The organism is Pseudomonas sp. TSO6, assembly GCF_056098905.1.
Window position 1 is genome coordinate 53056 of record NZ_JBLZWV010000058.1, and the last position, 19997, is coordinate 73052.

At 62.3% G+C, this 19997-nt stretch carries 15 protein-coding genes; 3 read left to right on the forward strand and 12 right to left on the reverse strand.

Annotated features, from left to right (window positions below):
• Nucleotides 1–178: 178 nt before the first annotated feature.
• The 10 genes from ACN6NG_RS22595 to mtnA form a co-directional block, all read right to left on the reverse strand.
• The gene (locus tag ACN6NG_RS22595; protein WP_474316313.1) at nt 179–1609 is read right to left on the reverse strand and encodes an MBL fold metallo-hydrolase RNA specificity domain-containing protein; all 1431 of its coding nucleotides are present in this window, start codon (nt 1607–1609) and stop codon (nt 179–181) included.
• 102 nt (nt 1610–1711) lie between these two features.
• The gene (locus tag ACN6NG_RS22600) at nt 1712–1975 is read right to left on the reverse strand and encodes a lipopolysaccharide assembly protein LapA domain-containing protein (protein ID WP_353456459.1); all 264 of its coding nucleotides are present in this window, start codon (nt 1973–1975) and stop codon (nt 1712–1714) included.
• A gap of 19 nt (nt 1976–1994) precedes the next feature.
• The gene (ihfB, locus tag ACN6NG_RS22605) at nt 1995–2291 is read right to left on the reverse strand and encodes an integration host factor subunit beta (protein WP_003252675.1); all 297 of its coding nucleotides are present in this window, start codon (nt 2289–2291) and stop codon (nt 1995–1997) included.
• Nucleotides 2292–2802: 511 nt separating this feature from the next.
• Entirely contained in the window at nt 2803–4479 is a 1677-nt protein-coding gene (gene rpsA / locus ACN6NG_RS22610; RefSeq protein WP_003252673.1) for a 30S ribosomal protein S1, read from the reverse strand.
• 124 nt (nt 4480–4603) lie between these two features.
• Nucleotides 4604–5290 carry a (d)CMP kinase gene (cmk, locus tag ACN6NG_RS22615; RefSeq protein WP_016501010.1) on the reverse strand — a complete coding sequence of 229 codons (687 nt, stop codon included), beginning with the start codon at nt 5288–5290 and terminating at the stop codon, nt 4604–4606.
• Complete coding sequence (locus ACN6NG_RS22620; RefSeq protein WP_474316318.1) at nt 5287–7539, reverse strand: bifunctional prephenate dehydrogenase/3-phosphoshikimate 1-carboxyvinyltransferase; 2253 nt, start codon at nt 7537–7539, stop codon at nt 5287–5289. The genes cmk and ACN6NG_RS22620 overlap by 4 nt, the downstream gene beginning before the upstream one ends.
• A gap of 175 nt (nt 7540–7714) precedes the next feature.
• Nucleotides 7715–8809, reverse strand: a complete 1095-nt coding sequence (pheA, locus tag ACN6NG_RS22625) for a prephenate dehydratase (protein ID WP_353456458.1) — start codon at nt 8807–8809, stop codon at nt 7715–7717.
• Nucleotides 8809–9894, reverse strand: coding sequence for a 3-phosphoserine/phosphohydroxythreonine transaminase (gene serC / locus ACN6NG_RS22630; RefSeq protein WP_059395297.1), 1086 nt, complete (start codon nt 9892–9894; stop codon nt 8809–8811). Before serC ends, pheA begins: the two co-directional genes overlap by 1 nt.
• A 228-nt stretch (nt 9895–10122) precedes the next feature.
• Complete coding sequence (gene gyrA, locus ACN6NG_RS22635; protein WP_059395298.1) at nt 10123–12888, reverse strand: DNA gyrase subunit A; 2766 nt, start codon at nt 12886–12888, stop codon at nt 10123–10125.
• Between the two features lie 362 nt (nt 12889–13250).
• Complete coding sequence (gene mtnA, locus ACN6NG_RS22640; RefSeq protein WP_016501015.1) at nt 13251–14327, reverse strand: S-methyl-5-thioribose-1-phosphate isomerase; 1077 nt, start codon at nt 14325–14327, stop codon at nt 13251–13253.
• Nucleotides 14328–14437: 110 nt separating this feature from the next.
• Here mtnA and ubiG point away from each other — a divergent pair, with 110 nt between their 5' ends.
• Genes ubiG through ACN6NG_RS22655 form a run of 3 tightly spaced genes read left to right on the forward strand, consistent with a single transcriptional unit; the run spans nt 14438 to nt 16572 of the window.
• A complete protein-coding gene (ubiG, locus tag ACN6NG_RS22645) occupies nt 14438–15136 on the forward strand; it encodes a bifunctional 2-polyprenyl-6-hydroxyphenol methylase/3-demethylubiquinol 3-O-methyltransferase UbiG (RefSeq protein WP_016501016.1) in 699 nt (232 codons plus the stop codon).
• 2 nt (nt 15137–15138) lie between these two features.
• A complete protein-coding gene (gene mupP, locus ACN6NG_RS22650; RefSeq protein WP_016501017.1) occupies nt 15139–15810 on the forward strand; it encodes an N-acetylmuramic acid 6-phosphate phosphatase MupP in 672 nt (223 codons plus the stop codon).
• Between the two features lie 21 nt (nt 15811–15831).
• Nucleotides 15832–16572 carry a YciK family oxidoreductase gene (locus ACN6NG_RS22655; protein WP_059395299.1) on the forward strand — a complete coding sequence of 247 codons (741 nt, stop codon included), beginning with the start codon at nt 15832–15834 and terminating at the stop codon, nt 16570–16572.
• A 124-nt stretch (nt 16573–16696) separates the two neighbouring features.
• Here the strand turns inward: ACN6NG_RS22655 and ACN6NG_RS22660 are convergent, their stop codons facing one another.
• Together ACN6NG_RS22660 and ACN6NG_RS22665 are read right to left on the reverse strand one after the other, a co-directional pair.
• Entirely contained in the window at nt 16697–17482 is a 786-nt protein-coding gene (locus ACN6NG_RS22660) for a TenA family transcriptional regulator (RefSeq protein WP_474316325.1), read from the reverse strand.
• Between the two features lie 30 nt (nt 17483–17512).
• Complete coding sequence (locus tag ACN6NG_RS22665) at nt 17513–19969, reverse strand: EAL domain-containing protein (protein WP_474316327.1); 2457 nt, start codon at nt 19967–19969, stop codon at nt 17513–17515.
• Nucleotides 19970–19997 lie beyond the last annotated feature (28 nt).

Below are 19997 nucleotides of genomic sequence, written 5' to 3' on the forward strand. Positions count from 1 at the left end.
AAACTCAGGCTCGTAGAATAACAGAGATTTTTTCACGTAGCTTGTGCTGGAGACGGATGAGACCGCACCACCGACCGTCAGCTCCAGGCCGGTTTCGGCGCAGCTCCAATGACCTCCAAACCTTGACAATACGGATGAGACAACGGTACGCGTCAAGGTTCAACGGTAACCCCAATAATTAGGGAATAAGTACTTCCCAGTCGGGATTACGCTTGACCAGACGCGACCTGAGCGCCTCCTGCAATGCCACTTTCGCACGCTGATGGCCGTGTACTAACGCTACACGTCCAGGCACATCCGGTATCCCCTGTACGAACTCTACCAGCCCCGCCTGGTCCGCATGCCCCGAATACCCACTCAACGTGACCACCTTCGCACGGACCTCGTACAGGCTTCCATCCAGATCAATCTGCACAAACCCTTGCGCCCCTTCACTGGCCTGTATCACCGCCCCCGGCGTACCCTTGGCCTGATAGCCGACGAACATCACCTCATGCCGCGCATCCCCGAGCATGGCCTTGAGATAATTGACGATGCGCCCACCCGAGCACATGCCATTGCCAGCTATCACGATCGCCGGTCGCCCGGTGCTTTTGAGGTAATTGACCACCTGCTGATGCCGGGCATGGGTATCCACGCTGATCAACTGGCTGAAATCCAGCGGGTCCCGCCCTTCGGCAAGCCGCGCCCTTGCTTCGGCATTCCAGTAGTCGTGCAGCTCCCGGTACACGCTGGTGATGCGCTGAGCCAGGGGCGAGTCGAGGATGATAGGCAATTGCGACCAGTCGAGCGGGTCGCCATCAGGCCCGGGGCCAGCGCCGCCCAACAACGCCTTGCGATGAAGGATGTCTTCGAGCTCGTATAACAGCTCCTGGGTGCGCCCCAGGCTAAAAGCCGGGATGAGGATGGTGCCTTTGTCAGCCAGGGCGCGATCGATGGCGGCTTCCAGCCGTTGCCTACGGTCGCCGGCATGGGCATGCAGGCGGTCGCCATAGGTACTTTCCAGCACGAGCACATCAGCTCGCTCCGGCGGCTGCACCGGGCGCAGCAATGGGTTGCCACACGCACCCAGGTCGCCGGAAAACACATAGCGGCTATTGGCCTGCCCATGCTGCATGTCGCACTCGACGTAAGCCGAACCCAGCAGATGCCCGGCGCGCTGCAGGCGAATACGACAAACCAGGCCAGGGCGCTCAAGCACCGCGTGCCACTGCTCGAAAGGCAGCGGCACGATCAGGTCACGGATGAAATCGATGTACCGCGCCACCTGCGCAGGCTCGCTGCTGATGCTCAGCTTGTAGGCATCTTCCAGTACAAGGGGCAGCAGCCGCGCAGAGGGCTCACTGCAAATGATGGGGCCGCGATAGCCGGCAGCCAGCAGTGCAGGAATGCGACCAACGTGGTCGAGATGAACATGGGTAATAACCAGGGCCTGGATGCCCTGGATATCGAAGCCGAGCGCAGCGCTTTGCGCACCCGGCGCAGCTTCGCCCCCCTGCTCAAGCCCGCAATCGATCAGCACACTGGCGGACGGACCAAGGTGCAACTGATGACAAGACCCGGTGACGCCGCGGGTAGCACCGTGATGGGAAAGGCTGGGATATTCCATGCTGCGCACACTCGCCGGGGCCGAAAATGAAGTGGGCTATTACTCCATGAAGGCCGATGCGTGCATAGGTGATACTTTCCTCAGCAGGCGTAGGAAGTTTCCTTAGTGGCTGCTGAGTGCCGCCTGACGGGCAGACTCTCTGATCTTGCGCTTGCTGCGTTGCACGCCGTAGGCACCCAGTAACGGCCCGACTGCCAGGCCAATAACCAGGGCGGCCAATACCAGCACAGCAACCGGCATTTCCGGCGCAGCCCAACCGAACAGGACCAACGCCACGGCCTGCTGGTTCTCCAGCACGAAGAACAGCACCACAGCCGCCAACAGCAGCACGAACACCGCCGCCAGGGCGCGCTTGAGGTTACGCATCAGAATGCTCCTTGATTGATCAGGCTTCAGCCTCGTCTTCTTCGTTGACCCGGTCTCGCAGCTCTTTGCCAGGTTTGAAGTGCGGCACAAACTTGCCCTCGAGGCTGACCGATTGGCCGGTCTTCGGGTTACGGCCCACGCGCGGGGCGCGATAATGCAGCGAGAAGCTCCCAAAACCGCGGATCTCGATGCGATCGCCAGTGGCGAGGCATTGTGACATCTGCTCAAGCATGGTCTTGATGGCCAGCTCCACATCCTTGGACGAGAGCAGCCCCTGATGGGTGACAATACGTTCGATCAGCTCCGACTTCGTCATATTTTTCCCTTCGTTATCAAGCAGCTAGATCATTGCTTAACCAGTTTGTAGCACGCTGGGAGGGATTTGAACAGGGTGGTTCTTGACTTAATAAAAAAATTCAAGATTGAAGTTTTGCAAGAATGGTCTAGAGGGTGGGGGTTGACGGGGCCTAACGAGGAATTTGCGCTGGTGCAACAATCGAGCGCCGCCCGCGCGGCGCATCGCGAGCTCTGCTCGCTCCTACGTTTGTTTCGGGCCAATCATTCGTGTGGGATTTGTGCGCGAACGCCTTGGCGCATGGCGCGATATCGCGTCGTACAAACAAGGCGGTCGCGCGCGCCTGTCACAGGCGTTACTGGCCCGAAACAAACGTAGGAGCGAGCGCAGCTCGCGATGCGCCGCGCGGGCGGCGCTCGATCTCACTGGCGACACAACCCTTACGGCAAACACCCCCCACTACCCCACCAATAAAAAACGCAAAAAAAAAGGGCGACCCGAGGGTCGCCCTTTTTTACCGATCAAACAGAACTCAGTTCTGCTTGGCCATTGCTTCGCGCAGCAGCGCAGCCATGGTGGTGTCGGCAGCCGCTTCCGGAGCGTTTTTCAGGCTCTGGATGGCTTCACGCTCTTCAGCGTCGTCTTTCGATTTGATCGACAGGCTGATAACGCGGGACTTGCGGTCAACGCTGATGATCTTGGCTTCGATCTCTTCGCCTTCCTTCAGAACGTTACGCGCGTCTTCAACGCGGTCACGGCTGATTTCGGAAGCTTTCAGAGTGGCTTCGATGTCGTCGGCCAGGGTGACGATGGCGCCTTTGGCGTCAACTTCTTTCACGATGCCCTTGACGATAGCGCCCTTGTCATTGACAGCAACGAAGTTGGAGAACGGATCGTCTTCCAGCTGCTTGATGCCCAGGGAGATGCGCTCGCGCTCTGGGTCGACCGACAGGATGACGGTTTCCAGCTCGTCGCCCTTCTTGAAACGACGTACGGCTTCTTCGCCGGTTTCGTTCCAGGAGATGTCGGACAGGTGAACCAGGCCGTCGATACCGCCGTCCAGGCCGATGAAGATACCGAAGTCGGTGATCGACTTGATGGTACCGGTGATCTTGTCACCCTTGTTGAACTGGCCGGAGAAGTCTTCCCATGGGTTGGACTTGCACTGCTTGATGCCCAGGGAGATACGACGACGCTCTTCGTCGATGTCCAGAACCATAACTTCCACTTCGTCGCCAACCTGAACGACTTTCGACGGGTGGATGTTCTTGTTGGTCCAGTCCATTTCGGAAACGTGTACCAGACCTTCAACGCCTTCTTCCAGCTCAGCGAAGCAGCCGTAGTCGGTCAGGTTGGTAACGCGAGCTTGTACGCGAGTACCTTCTGGGTAACGGGCAGTGATAGCTACCCACGGATCTTCGCCCATCTGCTTCAGACCCAGCGAAACGCGGTTGCGCTCGCGGTCGAACTTCAGAACGCGTACGTCGACTTCGTCGCCAACGTTAACGATTTCCGAAGGGTGCTTGATGCGCTTCCAGGCCATGTCGGTGATGTGCAGCAGGCCGTCGATACCGCCCAGGTCCACGAATGCGCCGTAGTCGGTGAGGTTCTTGACGATACCTTTGACTTGTTGGCCTTCCTGCAGGGTTTCCAGCAGGGCTTCGCGCTCGGCGCTGTTCTCGGCTTCCAGCACGCTGCGACGCGAAACAACAACGTTGTTGCGCTTCTGGTCCAGCTTGATGACCTTGAATTCCAGCTCTTTGCCTTCGAGGTGGGTGGTGTCGCGCACAGGGCGGACATCAACCAGGGAGCCCGGCAGGAACGCACGGATGCCGTTAACGTCGACAGTGAAGCCGCCTTTAACCTTACCGTTGATAACGCCCTTGACCACTTCTTCGGCGGCGAAAGCTGCTTCCAGAACAATCCAGCACTCGGCGCGCTTGGCTTTTTCACGGGACAGTTTGGTTTCGCCAAAGCCGTCTTCGACCGCGTCCAGCGCAACGTGAACTTCGTCACCGACCTTGATGGTCAGCTCGCCAGCTTCGTTGTAGAACTGCTCGAGCGGGATGACGCCCTCGGACTTCAGGCCAGCGTGTACGGTAACCCAGTCGCCGTCGATGTCGACAACGATACCGGTGATGATGGCACCCGGCTGAAGATTGAGGGTTTTCAGGCTTTCTTCAAAGAGTTCTGCAAAGCTTTCGCTCATTTTAATTCCTGTAGATTCGGGCGAAACAAACGCCCATAACCACATTCCAGACAATGTGGGTTCGTTTTAAGTAAAGGAAAGCCGGCAGGACGTTGACTGGTGCCCCTGCCTGTTTTCCTGGCGATCAGGCGAGGTCGCGCAGGGCGATCTCGCTTCTGATACGTTGCAACACCTGCTCGATGGACAACTCGGTAGAGTCCAACTGAATGGCATCGGCCGCTGGCTTCAGCGGGGCCACTGCACGTTGGGTGTCGCGCTCATCACGCGCACGAATCTCATCCAGCAGACTCGACAGACTAACATCTTCACCCTTGCCCTTCAACTGCAGGTAACGGCGACGTGCACGCTCTTCTGCGCTGGCGGTCAGAAACACCTTCAACGGCGCGTCAGGGAATACCACGGTACCCATGTCGCGACCGTCGGCGATCAACCCCGGCACATCGCGAAATTCGCGCTGACGCACCAGCAGGGCATCACGCACTGCCGGCAGCGAGGCCACCATCGACGCGCCGGCGCCGACGGTTTCGGTGCGGATGACATTGCTGACGTCCTCACCCTCAAGGATGATCTGTTGCAGCTTACCGGGCTGGGCAGCGATGAACTGCACATCCAGATGGGCGGCAAGCCTGGTCAGCAGCTCTTCGTTGGTGAGGTCGACGCCATGATTGCTGGCGTTGAACGCCAGCAAGCGGTACAGCGCGCCGGAGTCCAGCAGTTTCCAGCCCAGCTCGCGGGCCAGCAGGCCGGCGACCGTGCCCTTGCCCGAGCCGCTCGGCCCGTCGATGGTGATGACCGGTGCCAGCGAATTCACGACTTGCCCTCTTCAGCCACGCGGATACCCACTTCGGCGCACAGCGCCAGGAAGTTGGGGAACGAGGTGGCGACGTTGGCACAGTCGTGGATGCGAATTGGCGCGCTGGCGCGCAGCGAGGCGACGCTGAAGGCCATGGCAATACGGTGGTCACCGTGGCCATGCACTTCGCCGCCGCCCAACTGGCCGCCGTCGATGATGATGCCGTCCGGGGTTGGTTCGCACTTGATGCCCAGGGTGATCAGGCCATCGGCCATCACCTGGATACGGTCGGACTCCTTCACCCGCAGCTCTTCGGCGCCACGCAGCACGGTACGCCCTTCGGCGCAGGCGGCAGCCACGAACAGGACCGGGAATTCGTCGATGGCCAGCGGCACGAGCTCTTCAGGGATGTCGATACCTTTCAGCCTAGCACCGCGCACGCGCAGGTCGGCCACTGGCTCGCCGCCAACTTCACGCTGGTTTTCCAGGGTGATGTCGCCACCCATCAAGCGCAGGATGTCGATTACACCGGTGCGGGTCGGGTTGATGCCAACGTGCTCCAGCACCAGCTCGGAACCTTCGGCAATGGAGGCCGCCACCAGGAAGAAGGCTGCCGAGGAAATGTCGGCCGGCACTTCAATGCGGGTAGCGGTCAGCTTGCCGCCGGACTGCAGCGAGGCCACCGGGCCGTTCGACTCGACCGCATAGCCAAAGCCGCGCAGCATGCGTTCGGTGTGGTCACGGGTAGGCGCAGGCTCGGTAACGGTGGTCTTGCCTTCAGCGTACAGGCCGGCCAGCAGCAGGCAGGATTTGACCTGGGCGCTGGCCATCGGCAGCGTGTAGGTCAGCCCTTTGAGCTTGTGGCCACCGCGAATGGTCAGCGGCGGACGGCCTTCCGGGCCGGTTTCGACCACGGCACCCATTTCACGCAGCGGGTTGGCCACACGGTTCATCGGGCGCTTGGACAGCGAAGCGTCGCCGGTCATGGTCACGTCGAACGACTGGCCGGCCAGCAGGCCCGACAGCAGGCGCATCGAGGTACCCGAGTTGCCCACGTACAGCGGCCCGGGCGGCGGCTTGAGGCCGTGCAGGCCAACACCATGAATGGTCACGCGACCGTGGTTGGGGCCTTCGATGACCACACCCATGTCGCGGAATGCCTGCAGGGTCGCCAGTGCGTCCTCACCTTCGAGGAAGCCTTCGACTTCGGTGGTGCCTTCGGCCAGCGAGCCGAGCATGATCGAGCGGTGGGAAATCGACTTGTCGCCCGGTACGCGGATCCGCCCGTTCAGGCGGCCACCCGGTTGGGCCAGGAAAATCAGATCGTTGGCGTTCATAGCGTCCACATAGGCCCGGCGGGCCAGGATTTTACTGAAATGCTCGCGGGCAACACGCGCACGGGTGAATACACCCAGCAACTGGTGCCCGTCCCCTTCTGCGATCGCGTCGCGCAAGGCGTCGAGATCGCTGCGATATGTATCGAGTGTGCGCAGGACAGCGTCGCGGTTGGCGAGGAAGATGTCGTGCCACATGGTCGGGTCGCTGCCGGCGATTCTTGTGAAATCGCGGAAGCCTCCCGCAGCGTACCGGAAGATCTCGAGGTTTTCATTGCGCTTGGCCAGCGAATCGACCAAACCAAAGGCCAGCAGGTGCGGCAAGTGGCTGGTGGCTGCCAGCACTTCGTCATGACGTTCGACCGACATGTGCTCCACATCGGCACCCAGCGCACGCCACAGGCGGTCGACCAGGGCCAGCGCGGCCGGGTCGGTTTCGGCCAGCGGCGTGAGGATCACCTTGTGCCGACGGAACAGGGTGGCGTTGGAGGCCTCTACCCCGCTCTGCTCGGAACCCGCGATCGGGTGGCCGGGGACGAAGCGCGGCAGGCGCTGACCGCTCTCGTTTACAAAAACAGAACGCGCCTCACGGACGACATTACCCTTGGCACTGCCGACATCGGTAATGATCGCATCGCCCAGATCGAGCCGGGCCAGCAGGGCCAGGACTTTTTCCATGGCCAGGATCGGCACGGCCAACTGGATGACATCGGCACCGACACAGGCTGCGGCGAGGTCTTCTTCGCAGCGGTCGACCACGCCCAGGGCCACGGCCTGCTTGCGCGAAGGGGCGCCCAGGTCGACACCGACCACTTCGCGGCATAGGCCGCTTTCACGCAGGCCCTTGGCGAACGAGCCACCGATCAGGCCGAGACCGACCACGACCAGGCGGTTGATGATCGGCTCAGGTTTGGTTTTTGCTGCTTTTACCACTGGTGCGAACCCTGTTCTGAAATCTGGACAGCCTGTGAGACTGCAGGGGCTGCCTTGCAGCCCATCGCCGGCAAGCCAGCTCCTACAGGGACCGCGCAAATCTGGAGACTGCCGCTGTACCTGTGGGAGCTGGCTTGCCGGCGATGGGCCGCGCAGCGGCCCCGGCAATCTTCGATCAAAGCACCGCCTTCGGGTAGGAGCCCAGCACCTTCAGCGCCACAGCCTCCTGGCTGATCTGCTCGAGCACCGCCTTGATCAACGGGTCGCGGTGGTGGCCAACGAAGTCGATGAAGAACACGTAGGTCCACTTGCCACTGCGCGACGGGCGGGTCTCGATGCGGGTCAGGTCGATGCCGTTCTGGTGGAACGGCACCAGCAACTCGTGCAAGGCACCTGGCTTGTTGCTCATCGAGACAATGATCGAGGTCTTGTCGTCGCCGGTCGGCGGCACTTCCTGGCTGCCGATCATCAAAAAGCGCGTGGAGTTGTCCGGGCGGTCTTCGATCTTTTCTGCCAGGCGGGTCAAACCATAAAGGTTGGCCGCCATGTCGCCGGCAATCGCCGCCGAGTTCCACTCGCCCTTGACTCGCTTGGCCGCCTCGGCATTGCTCGAAACCGCCACGCGCTCCACGTTCGGGTAGTGCGCGTCCAGCCACTTGCGGCACTGGGCCAGCGACTGGGCGTGGGAGTAGATGCGCGTGATGCTGTCGGTCTTGGTGCTCTCACCTACCAGCAGGTGATGGTGGATTCGCAGCTCGACTTCGCCGCAAATGACCATGTCGTGCTCAAGGAAGCTGTCCAAGGTGTGACTGACAGCGCCTTCGGTGGAGTTTTCCACCGGCACCACGCCAAAGTTGACGGCACCGGCCGCCACTTCGCGGAACACTTCATCGATGGCCGCCATCGGCCGGCTGATCACCGCGTGGCCGAAGTGCTTCATGGCCGCAGCCTGGGTGAAGGTACCCTCAGGGCCGAGGTAGGCGATTTTCAGCGGCTGTTCAAGGGCCAGGCACGACGACATGATTTCGCGGAACAACCGCGCCATCTCTTCGTTGCCCAGCGGGCCCTTGTTGCGTTCCATGACGCGCTTGAGCACAGCAGCTTCGCGCTCAGGGCGGTAGAACACCGGCTTCTCGCCTTCTTTCAGCGAGGCGGTCTTGACCCGGGCGACTTCTTCAGCGCAACGGGCACGGTCGCTGATCAGCTCGAGAATCTTCTCGTCGAGGCTGTCGATGCGTACACGCAGCGCCTTGAGTTCCTGTTCGGACATCAGCCGTGCTCCTTCTCGAATTCGGCCATGTAGCCCACCAAGGCTTCTACAGCCTCAAGGCCCAGGGCGTTGTAGATGGAAGCGCGCATGCCGCCCACCGAACGGTGGCCCTTGAGGTTGAGCAGGCCGCGGGCATCGGCGCCGGCGAGGAAGGCCTTGTCCAGGCGCTCGTCAGCCAGGCGGAACGGCACGTTCATCCACGAACGGGCGTTGACGCTGATCGGGTTGGTGTAGAAATCGCTGTTGTCGATGAAGCCGTACAGGCGCTCTTTCTTGGCGCGGTTGCGCTGCTCCATGGCGTCGACGCCACCCTGCTCTTTCAGCCACTCGAAGACCAGGCCCGAGAGGTACCAGGAGTAAGTGGCCGGGGTGTTGTACATCGAGCCGTTGTCAGCCGAAACCTTGTAGTCGAGCATGGTCGGGCAGCTGCTGCGGGCATGGCCCAGCAGGTCTTCGCGCACGATGACCACCACCAGGCCGCTTGGGCCGATGTTTTTCTGCGCGCCGGCGTAGATCAGGCCGAACTGCGACACGTCGATGGGGCGCGAGAGAATGTCGGAGGACATGTCGACCACCAGCGGCACATCGCCAGTCTGCGGCACCCAGTCAAACTGCAGGCCACCGATGGTCTCGTTGGACGCATAGTGCACGTAGGCAGCGTTCTTGGTCAGGTTCCAGTCGTTCTGGCCCGGGATATTCAGGTAGTCGTAGGGCTTGGCACTGGCGGCGACGTTGATGTTACCGAAGCGGCGCGCTTCCTCGATGGCCTTTTTCGACCAGATACCGGTTTCGATGTAGTCGGCAGTGCCGCTTTCCGGCAGCAGGTTCAGCGGAATCTCGGCGAACTGCTGGCTGGCGCCGCCCTGCAGGAACAGCACCTTGTAGTTGGAGGGGACGGACAGCAGGTCACGCAGGTCCTGCTCGGCCTTTTCGGCGATGGCCACGTAGTCGTCGCTGCGATGGCTCATTTCCATCACCGACAAGCCCTTGCCGCGCCAGTCCAGCATCTCTGCCTGGGCGCGCTGCAAGACAGCATCAGGAAGCGCGGCAGGGCCTGCGCAGAAGTTAAAGGCTCGTTTGCTCACATCCACTCTCGCTCTGCCAAATAGAACAAAATCTTGATTCGATGCTACCGGGAACCCTGTGGGAACGGGTTCACCCGCGAACACCGGCGCAGCCGGTGCCATCTACCGTGTCGCCTTCTTCGCGGGTGAACCCGCTCCCACAGGGTATTGCACCGCCCTCGAGGACGTTGCCACGTCTAATCAGTCAAACGGGGCGACCTTGGTCGCCCCGTTCGGGTTTACGCTTGCTTACTCCTGCGGGGCCTCTTCGGCACCCGCAGCGTCTTCATTGTCTGGCGCTTCAGCCTCGACGCCCTCCTCGTCCGTCTCGATCACATCATCGAGTTCGTCCTCGGACGGCTCCTGGATACGCTCCAGGCCCACCAGCGTTTCGTCAGCCGCCAGCTTGATCAGCGTAACACCCTGGGTGTTACGGCTCAGGCTGGACACCTCGCCAACCCGGGTACGCACCAGCGTGCCCTGGTCGGAAATCAGCATGATCTCCTCGCCTTCCTGCACCTGGATAGCACCGACCAGCAGACCGTTGCGCCCCTTGGTCCCCATGGCGATCACGCCCTGACCACCACGGCCGCGACGCGGGAACTTGGACAGCGGGGTGCGCTTGCCGAAGCCACGCTCGGAGGCAGTGAGGATCTGCGCGCCGGACTCCGGGATCAGCATCGAAATGATCTGCTGGCCTTTGCCCAGTTTCATGCCGCGCACACCGCGGGCCGTACGGCCCATTTCACGCACGACGCTTTCGGCGAAGCGGATGACCTTGCCGGCGTCGGAGAACATCATGACTTCCTTGGCGCCGTCGGTGATGGCCGCCGCGATCAGGGTGTCGCCTTCCTTCAGCTTCAAGGCGATCAGGCCGTTGGAGCGCGGACGGGCAAACTGCACCAGCGGGGTCTTCTTGACGGTACCGGAGGCGGTGGCCATGAAGATGTAAGCGCCAGTCGGCTCTGCCACCCATTCTGCGGTGTCGCCGTCTTCTTCGTCGACTTCCTCGGCCTCTACCAGCTCACCCTCGAGCACGGTGTCATCAGCGTCTTCCAGTTCTTCGTCGAGGTCGGCGTTCTGCTGCAGCGCTTCGAGGTCGATCTGCAGCATGGCGGTGATGCGCTCACCCTCCTCCAGCGGCAGCAGGTTGACCAGCGGGCGACCACGGGCAGCGCGGGAGGCTTCGGGGATTTCGTAGGTCTTCTTCCAGTACACCTTGCCCTTGCTGGAGAACAGCAACAGGGTGGCATGGCTGTTGGCAACCAACAGGTGCTCGATGTAGTCCTCGTCCTTCACGCCGGTTGCCGACTTGCCTTTGCCGCCACGGCGCTGGGCCTGGTAAGCGGACAATGGCTGGGTCTTGGCATAACCACCGTGGGAGATGGTAACCACGCGCTCTTCTTCCGGGATCATGTCGCCGTAGTTGAGGTCGTGGCTGGCATTCAGGATTTCGGTGCGGCGCACATCGCCGTACTCGGCACGTATGGCTTCCAGCTCTTCGCGGATCACTTCCATCAGGCGCTCGGCGCTGCTGAGGATGCGGATCAGCTCGCCGATCTGCTCGAGGATTTCCTGGTACTCGGCCAGCAGCTTCTCGTGCTCCAGGCCGGTCAGGCGGTGCAGGCGCAGGTCGAGAATGGCCTGGGCCTGCTCCGGCGACAGGAAGTACTTGCCCTCATGCAGGCCGTACTGCTCAGGCAGGTCTTCAGGGCGGCAGGAATCGGCGCCGGCGCGCTCGACCATGACCTGCACGGCACTGGATTCCCACGGCGTGGAAACCAGGGCTTCCTTGGCCTCGGACGGGGTCGGCGAAGCCTTGATCAGGGCGATGACCGGGTCGATGTTGGACAGCGCAACCGCCTGGCCTTCAAGGATGTGGCCACGCTCACGGGCCTTGCGCAACTCGAATACGGTGCGGCGGGTCACCACTTCACGGCGGTGACGGACGAACGCTTCGAGCAGGTCCTTGAGGTTGAGCAGGCGCGGACGACCGTCGATCAGGGCGACCACGTTGATGCCAAACACGCTCTGCAGCTGGGTTTGCTGGTAGAGGTTGTTAAGCACCACCTCCGGCACCTCGCCGCGACGCAGCTCGATGACGATGCGCATACCGTCCTTGTCGGACTCGTCGCGCAGCTCGGTGATGCCTTCGATCTTCTTCTCTTTAACCAGCTCGGCGATCTTTTCGATCAGGCGCGCTTTGTTCAGCTGGTACGGCAGCTCGGTGACGACGATCTGCTGACGGCCGCCCACCTTGTCGATGTCTTCGATTTCGGAGCGGGCGCGCATGTAGATGCGGCCACGACCGGTGCGATAGGCCTCGATGATGCCTTGGCGACCGTTGATGATGCCGGCAGTCGGGAAGTCTGGCCCAGGGATGAACTGCATCAGTTCATCGATGGTGACTTCCGGATTGTCGATCAGCGCCAGGCAGCCGTCGATGACTTCACCGAGGTTGTGTGGCGGAATGTTGGTCGCCATGCCCACGGCGATACCGCTGGAACCGTTGACCAGCAGGTTGGGAATACGGGTCGGCATGACCGCCGGGATCTGCTCGGTGCCGTCGTAGTTGGGCACCCAGTCGACGGTTTCCTTGTGCAGGTCGGCCAGCAGCTCGTGCGCCAGCTTGGTCATGCGCACTTCGGTGTATCGCATGGCTGCGGCGTTGTCGCCGTCCACCGAACCGAAGTTGCCCTGGCCGTCGACCAGCAGGTAACGCAGCGAGAACGGCTGGGCCATACGCACGATGGTGTCGTAGACCGCAGTGTCGCCGTGCGGGTGGTACTTACCGATCACGTCACCGACCACACGGGCGGATTTCTTGTACGGCTTGTTCCAGTCGTTGCCCAGTTCGCTCATCGCATAGAGAACGCGACGATGCACGGGCTTCAAGCCGTCACGCGCATCGGGCAGCGCTCGCCCGACAATCACGCTCATCGCGTAGTCGAGGTAAGACTGTCTCAGTTCGTCTTCGATATTGACCGGGAGGATTTCTTTGGCCAGTTCGCCCATGAGAAGCCTGATTCCTTTTTCTGGTGAAACTTCGCAGCTCCATCAAGGGCCGAACGAAGCTCGCCGCCGCAGCGTAGAAGCGTGCGACGACTTACGACAAATCAATGAGTTGTGCCATGGATCTGCGCAATGAAGGCCGCCGTGATGGGCGGTCTTGGAAACTGCCGGATGTTATCACAAAGGCGGGGGCGGTGGGGAGATCTGAACGGCAGTACACGGTCATTGTGGGAGCGGCCTTGTGTCGCGAAAGGGCTGCGCAGCAGCCCCGGCAATTTTTGCTTCTTCGCCGACATCCCGGGGCCGCTTTGCGGCCCTATCGCGACGCAAGGCCGCTCCCACAAAGTACGCGTTCTACCGAGGTATCAGTGCAGACGCTTGCGGCAAATCAACTGGGCCAGTTTGGCGGTATCCGGGCGCTCGACAACGCCCCGCTCGGTCACGATAACGTCAATCAGGTCGGCCGGGGTCACGTCGAACACCGGGTTGAATACCTGCACATCCCGTACCGCCGGGGCACCGCCAAAGTCCAGCCACTCGTCGGCGTCACGCTCTTCCAGCGGGATATCCTCGCCGGTGGCCAGGTTCAGGTCGATGCTGGTACTCGGCGCCACCACCATGAAGCGCACACCATGGTGCATGGCGCTGACCGCCAACTGGTAGGTGCCAATCTTGCTGGCCACGTCGCCATTGGCAGCGATGCAGTCCGCGCCCACCACCACCCAGGTGATGCCCTTGGTCTTCATCAGATGCGCCAGCGCCGAATCGGCGCACAGGGTCACCGGAATTCCCTCGTTGGCCAGCTCCCAGGCCGTCAGGCGCGAGCCTTGCAGCCAAGGGCGAGTTTCGCCGGCATACACCCGCTCCACCATGCCCTCCAGGTAGCCGGCGCGGATAACCCCCAGCGCAGTGCCGAAACCGCCACTGGCCAGGGCACCGGCATTGCCGTAGGTAAGCAGCGTCTGGGCATTGCCCTGATGACGGCGGATCAGCTCGATGCCTTGCTGGGCCATGGTCAGGTTGGCTTCACGGTCGCTTTCGTGGACGGCAACGGCTTCTGCCTCCAGCGCTGCCAGCACGTCTTCATCCGGGCGTAGACGCAGCAGGCGCTCACGCATGCGGTTCAGCGCCCAGAACAGGTTGGCCGCCGTGGGGCGTGCTTCGGCAAGGGTGAGAAAGTCCTCTTCAAGGTCCATTTCCCAGTCGCCACCTTCTGCCAGCCGCTCTTCCAGGGCCAGTACCAGGCCGTAGGCGGCAGCAATGCCGATGGCCGAGGCGCCGCGCACTGCCATGTCGCGGATTGCCGCCGCCACCTGCGCGACATTGTCGCAGGCCAGCCAGCGTTCTTCCGACGGCAGCAGGCGCTGGTCGAGCAGGTGCAAGATGCCGCCCTGCCAGCGGATCCCGGTCACCTTCTCCGCCGCCAAAAGTCGCTCGCGCATCGCCTCTCCCCGTGGTTCGCATGTCAAAAGCCGGCGATTATAGCGAGCCTGGGGGCCGAGCGCTCGGGTATACTCCGGCGCAATTTTGCGAAGTTTCAGAGGACTGTTCAATGAGCAACGTCGACCGCGCCGAAATCGCCAAGTTCGAAGCGCTGGCCCACCGCTGGTGGGACCGCGAAAGCGAGTTCAAGCCGCTGCACGAAATCAACCCGCTGCGCGTCAACTGGATCGACGAGCGGGCCAACCTGGCCGGCAAGAAAGTGCTGGACGTAGGCTGCGGCGGCGGCATCCTCAGCGAAGCCATGGCCCTGCGCGGCGCCACGGTGACCGGTATCGACATGGGCGAGGCACCCCTGGCCGTGGCCCAGCTGCACCAGCTGGAGTCGGGCGTACAGGTGGAATACCGGCAGATCACCGCCGAAGCCCTGGCCGAAGAAATGCCTGAACAGTTCGACGTGGTCACCTGCCTGGAAATGCTCGAGCACGTGCCCGACCCATCCTCGGTGATTCGCGCCTGCTACCGCATGGTCAAGCCTGGCGGCCAGGTGTTCTTCTCCACCATCAACCGCAACCCCAAGGCCTACCTGCTGGCCATCGTCGGCGCCGAGTACATCCTGAAGATGCTGCCGCGCGGCACCCATGACTTCAAGAAGTTCATCCGCCCATCCGAACTGGGCGCCTGGAGCCGCGATGCCGGCCTGCAGGTGAAGGACATCATCGGCCTCACCTACAACCCGCTGACCAAGCACTACAAGCTCAACAGCGACGTCGACGTCAACTACATGATCCAGACCCTGCGCGAGGAATGAGCATGCGTTTGCGAGCAGTACTCTTCGACATGGACGGCACCTTGCTCGACACGGCGCCGGACTTTATCGCCATCTGCCAGGCCATGCTCGCCGAGCGCGGCCTGCCGGCCATTGACGACAACCTGATCCGTGGCGTGATCTCTGGTGGCGCCCGCGCCATGGTTGCCACCACGTTTGCCATGGACCCGGAAGCCGAAGGCTTCGAGGCCCTGCGCCTGGAGTTTCTGGAGCGCTACCAGCGCGACTGCGCGGTACACAGCAAGCTGTTCGACGGCATGGCCGAGCTGCTGGCCGACATCGAGAAAGGCAACCTGCTGTGGGGCGTGGTCACCAACAAGCCGGTGCGCTTCGCCGAGCCGATCATGCAGCGGCTGGGCCTGGCCGAGCGCTCGGCACTGCTGATCTGCCCGGACCACGTGAAAAACAGCAAGCCAGACCCCGAGCCACTGACCCTGGCCTGCACGACGCTGGGCCTGGACCCTGCCACTGTGCTGTTCGTCGGCGACGATCTGCGCGACATCGAGTCTGGCCGCGACGCCGGCACCCGCACGGCAGCGGTGCGCTACGGCTATATTCATCCAGAGGACAACCCCAACAACTGGGGTGCCGACGTGGTGGTGGACCACCCGCTGGAACTGCGCAAAGTGATCGACAGCGCGCTGTGTGGCTGCTGAACTAGAGACAGGGAATACACAATGTTCGACTACACCGCCCGTCCCGACCTGCTGCAAGGCCGGGTCATCCTGGTTACCGGCGCCGGCCGCGGCATTGGTGCTGCGGCCGCCAAGGCTTACGCGGCAGTGGGCGCCACCGTGCTACTGCTGGGCAAGACCGAAGCCAACCTGAACGAGGTCTACGACGAGATCGAAGCCGCCGGGCACCCCCAACCGGTGGTCATCCCGTTCAACCTGGAAACCGCCCTGCCCCACCAGTACGACGAGCTGGCAGTGATGATCGAAGACCAGTTCGGCCGCCTGGACGGCCTGCTGAACAACGCCTCGATCATTGGCCCGCGCACGCCGCTGGAGCAGTTGTCGGGCGACAACTTCATGCGCGTGATGCACATCAACGTCGATGCCACCTTCATGCTCACCAGCACCCTGCTGCCACTGCTGAAACTGTCGGAAGACGCCTCCGTGGTGTTCACCAGCAGCAGCGTCGGGCGCAAAGGCCGGGCTTACTGGGGCGCTTATGGCGTGTCGAAGTTCGCCACCGAGGGCCTGATGCAGACCCTGGCCGACGAACTGGAAGGCGTGGCACCCGTGCGCTCCAACAGCATCAACCCGGGCGCCACGCGCACGGCGATGCGGGCCCAGGCCTACCCCAGCGAAAACCCGCAGAACAACCCGCTGCCTGAAGAGATCATGCCGGTGTACCTGTACCTGATGGGGCCCGACAGCAAGGCAGTGAACGGGCAGGCGCTCAACGCCCAATAAGCCTTTTGCCTGTACTGGCCCTATCGCCGGCAAGCCAGCTCCCACAGGGATTGCACATTGCCCTGGCCTGTGGTGATCCTGTGGGAGCTGGCTTGCCGGCGATAGGGCCGGTACAGGCGGATGATCAGCCCGCCGCCAACGCCGGGCGCAAACGGCCTTGCTGGCGCCCTTCCAGCTGCATGCACCGCTCCAGGAACAGGTACATGCAGTCATAACTCTTGCAAATAGCCCTGCGCAACTCGGTACGCAGCCCCAGGGTCGGGTTCTCGCCGGCCAGGGTACAGATGATTTCCAGCGCCTCCCACGGGTGCGCATCGTCATACTGGGCATGCATCTTCAGCCATTTCATCGCCCGCTTGCGCTGGTCTTCCGGGAAGCCCTGGGCGTAGGTATCGGTCGAGCACACCACCGCCGACCATTCCCCGGTCGCACCTTCGATGGCGTAGTTGGTCGCCGCCATGGAAATGGCCAGGTTCTCGGTGACACACACGCGCCAGCACCAGTCGTTCAGGCCGTTCAGCTCGGGGGGCACTTCCTGGGCCTGCAGCTCATGCAGGTGCACACCATGGGCCTGGCACCAGTTCACCCAGTAGTCGGCATGGTTGAGCTCAACCCGGATATTGCGCATCAGCCAGCGCCGCGCCATGTCTTCGCCCTGATGGCGGCCATAGCGGGTCTTGGTCAGGTTATGGGCCATGTACAGCGAGAACTGCTCCACCACCGGCCAGCCGCCGATCAGGTACTGACGAATGGTCGACTGCTTGAGCTGGCCGTCGCGCAGGCGCGCGTAGAACTCATGCTCCACCACCCGGCGCTTGCTCTCGCGGCAGTCTTCAATCAGTTGCTGGGCCCATTGGGGATAGCTGGCGGGGTCCATCAAAGGCCCGATACGAACGAATGCATCAATCACTTTCAGCTCCTTGATCCTTGTGATTTCTCGCTAGCGAAACGTGCCAGGCGCCCGCTGCAACAGAGGCCGGGCGGCGATCCGTTGGCGCTGCAGACTGTCACAGGTGAACACCTGGGGGCGTTCGATCAGGTAACCCTGGGCGTAATCCACGCCGATTTCCTGCAGGGCCTGCTCGATCAAGGGTGTTTCGACGAACTCGGCTATGGTGCGTTTGCCCATGACATGGCCGATGTGGTTGATGACCTCTACCATGGCCCGGTTGACCGGGTCATCGAGCATGTCCTTGACGAAACTGCCGTCGATCTTCAGGTAATCCACGGGTAAATGCTTGAGGTAGGCGAACGACGACATGCCGGCGCAGAAGTCATCGAGCGAGAAGCGACAGCCCAGCCCCTTCAGCTCGTTGATGAAGCGAATGGCACTGCCCAGGTTGGCAATCGCGCTGGTTTCGGTAATTTCGAAACAGATCATCCGCGGCGGAATGGCGTACTCGACAAACAACCGCTGCAGGTAATCGAGGAACTTGTCATCGCCGATGCTCGACCCCGACAGGTTGATCGCGCAGATCGACAGCGGCCCTTCGCGGCCTTCGTCCAGGCATTGGCGCACAACCTGGAACACATTGCGCACCACCCAGCGGTCCAGCGCAGTCATCAGGCCGTAGCGCTCGGCCGCGGGGATGAAGCTGCTGGGCAGGATGGTGCGGCCACTTTCGTCGTGCAGGCGCAGCAGGATTTCGATGTGGCCTGGGCCTTCGAAGGTTTTCAGCGGGGCAATTTCCTGTGCGTACAGGCAGAAGCGGTTTTCTTCCAGCGCCACATGCAAGCGCTGGATCCAGGCCATTTCGCCAAAACGCATGGACAGCTCGCTGTCGTCGGCGTGGTACACCTGCACGCGGTTGCGCCCCTTCTCCTTGGCCATGTAGCAGGCCATGTCGGCAGCACGCAGCGAGGTTTCCAGGGTGCCTGGGGTTTGGGCGATGTGCACCAGGCCGATACTGACCGTGGTGACGAACGGCCGCCCCTTCCACACGAAGTGCAGGCTCTGCACCATCTGGCGCAACTGCTCGGCGATGCGCTCGGCCTGGTCTGGCGGGCAGCTTTCCAGCAGCACGCCAAACTCGTCGCCACCCAGCCGCGCCAGCGTGTCACCTTCGCGCAGGCCAGATTGCAGCACGGCGCAGATGTGCCGCAGCAATTCGTCACCCGCGGCATGGCCGCAGGTGTCGTTCACCAGCTTGAACTGGTCGAGGTCCAGGAACATCAGCGAATGCCGCCCGGCCTGGCGCGCAAGGCCATTCAGCGCCTGTTCCAGGCGGTATTCGAACTCACGGCGGTTGGCCAGGCCGGTCAGGGCGTCATGGGTGGCCTGCCAGGACAGGTTGGCGATGTACTGGCGCTCCTGGGTCATGTCATGCAGCACCAGCACGATGCCACTGAGCTGGCCGTCACTGACGATCGGCGAGCCCACCAGGTTGATCGACACGGTGCTGCCGTCCAGGCGCTGGATCAGCCGGGCATGCTCGGCACCACCCTTGAGGCTGCCGCTAAGCACCTGCTCGACCAGGCTGCGGCCATCTTCCTCGGCCTGCTCGTCCACCAGGCTGAACAACGCCGACAGCGGCAGGCCCTGGGCCTGGCCAGACTGCCAGTGGGTGAGTTGCTCGGCGGCCGGGTTCATGTAGCCGATGCAGCCATCCACGTCGGCAGTAATGACCGCATCGCCAATGGCCTGCAAGGTGGTCTGTGCCCGTTCTTTCTCTGCCTGCAGGGCGGTGGCGAAGGCCTGACGCTGGGCCAGCAGCTTGCTGGAGCGGCGCCAGGCAATGGTAATGAGGAACATCGCTGTCAGCAGGTTGGTGATCAGCAGCACCCGCAGCAACATGCGCGAGCCTTCGCCCAACGCATCGCTGAACGCTTTGGCAGCGGGCGTGACCCCTTCGTTGATGGTGACGATGCGCGCCTTCCAGGCATTGACGGCCTGGGCGTCGACCGGGCCACTGGCAAAGCTCTGGCGCATCTCGCCGGCGAGCACATCCAGCTTGGCCAGGTAGTCGTCGCCGATATCCCAGTAGTCGATGGCTGTCTGCATGTAGCCGATGTTGCGGAAGTTACGGTAGAACCAGATGATCCGCTCGACATCGTCGGGGTGGTTGCCGCCTTGCAGAACGGCCTGGCGAGCAGCCGCCAGGTCGGGGCTGGGCTGGTCGAGCACCTCGCGCAACTGGTGGTCGCCCTGGGGCACGGTAATGGCCTGGCGATAGCGCTGATAGGTACTCTCGTCGCGGGTGTCGGCGTACAGGTTCAGGTAATAGATGGCGTCTTTCTGCGCCTTCGACCACAGGCTTTCGCCCGCGACATAGGCGCGCACGGCCGAGAGCGTATAAAGGCTGAGGCTGCCCAGCGCCACCTGAAAGACCACAACGGCGATGAAGGGCCAGGTGATGCCGAGCAACTTCGGCGCTTCGAGTGTGCGATGTCCCTTCATGGAGTCCCTGTCACAGAGCAGATAAGGC

What these genes read in the sequence shown, in the direction of transcription:
- ACN6NG_RS22595 (WP_474316313.1), bottom strand. Translation starts at nt 1,609, where the DNA reads ATGGAATATCCCAGCCTTTCCCATCACGGTGCTACCCGCGGCGTCACC.
- ACN6NG_RS22600 (WP_353456459.1), bottom strand. Translation starts at nt 1,975, where the DNA reads ATGCGTAACCTCAAGCGCGCCCTGGCGGCGGTGTTCGTGCTGCTGTTG.
- ihfB (WP_003252675.1), bottom strand. Translation starts at nt 2,291, where the DNA reads ATGACGAAGTCGGAGCTGATCGAACGTATTGTCACCCATCAGGGGCTG.
- rpsA (WP_003252673.1), bottom strand. Translation starts at nt 4,479, where the DNA reads ATGAGCGAAAGCTTTGCAGAACTCTTTGAAGAAAGCCTGAAAACCCTC.
- pheA (WP_353456458.1), bottom strand. Translation starts at nt 8,809, where the DNA reads ATGTCCGAACAGGAACTCAAGGCGCTGCGTGTACGCATCGACAGCCTC.
- gyrA (WP_059395298.1), bottom strand. Translation starts at nt 12,888, where the DNA reads ATGGGCGAACTGGCCAAAGAAATCCTCCCGGTCAATATCGAAGACGAA.
- mtnA (WP_016501015.1), bottom strand. Translation starts at nt 14,327, where the DNA reads ATGCGCGAGCGACTTTTGGCGGCGGAGAAGGTGACCGGGATCCGCTGG.
- ubiG (WP_016501016.1), top strand. Translation starts at nt 14,438, where the DNA reads ATGAGCAACGTCGACCGCGCCGAAATCGCCAAGTTCGAAGCGCTGGCC.
- mupP (WP_016501017.1), top strand. Translation starts at nt 15,139, where the DNA reads ATGCGTTTGCGAGCAGTACTCTTCGACATGGACGGCACCTTGCTCGAC.
- ACN6NG_RS22655 (WP_059395299.1), top strand. Translation starts at nt 15,832, where the DNA reads ATGTTCGACTACACCGCCCGTCCCGACCTGCTGCAAGGCCGGGTCATC.
- ACN6NG_RS22665 (WP_474316327.1), bottom strand. Translation starts at nt 19,969, where the DNA reads ATGAAGGGACATCGCACACTCGAAGCGCCGAAGTTGCTCGGCATCACC.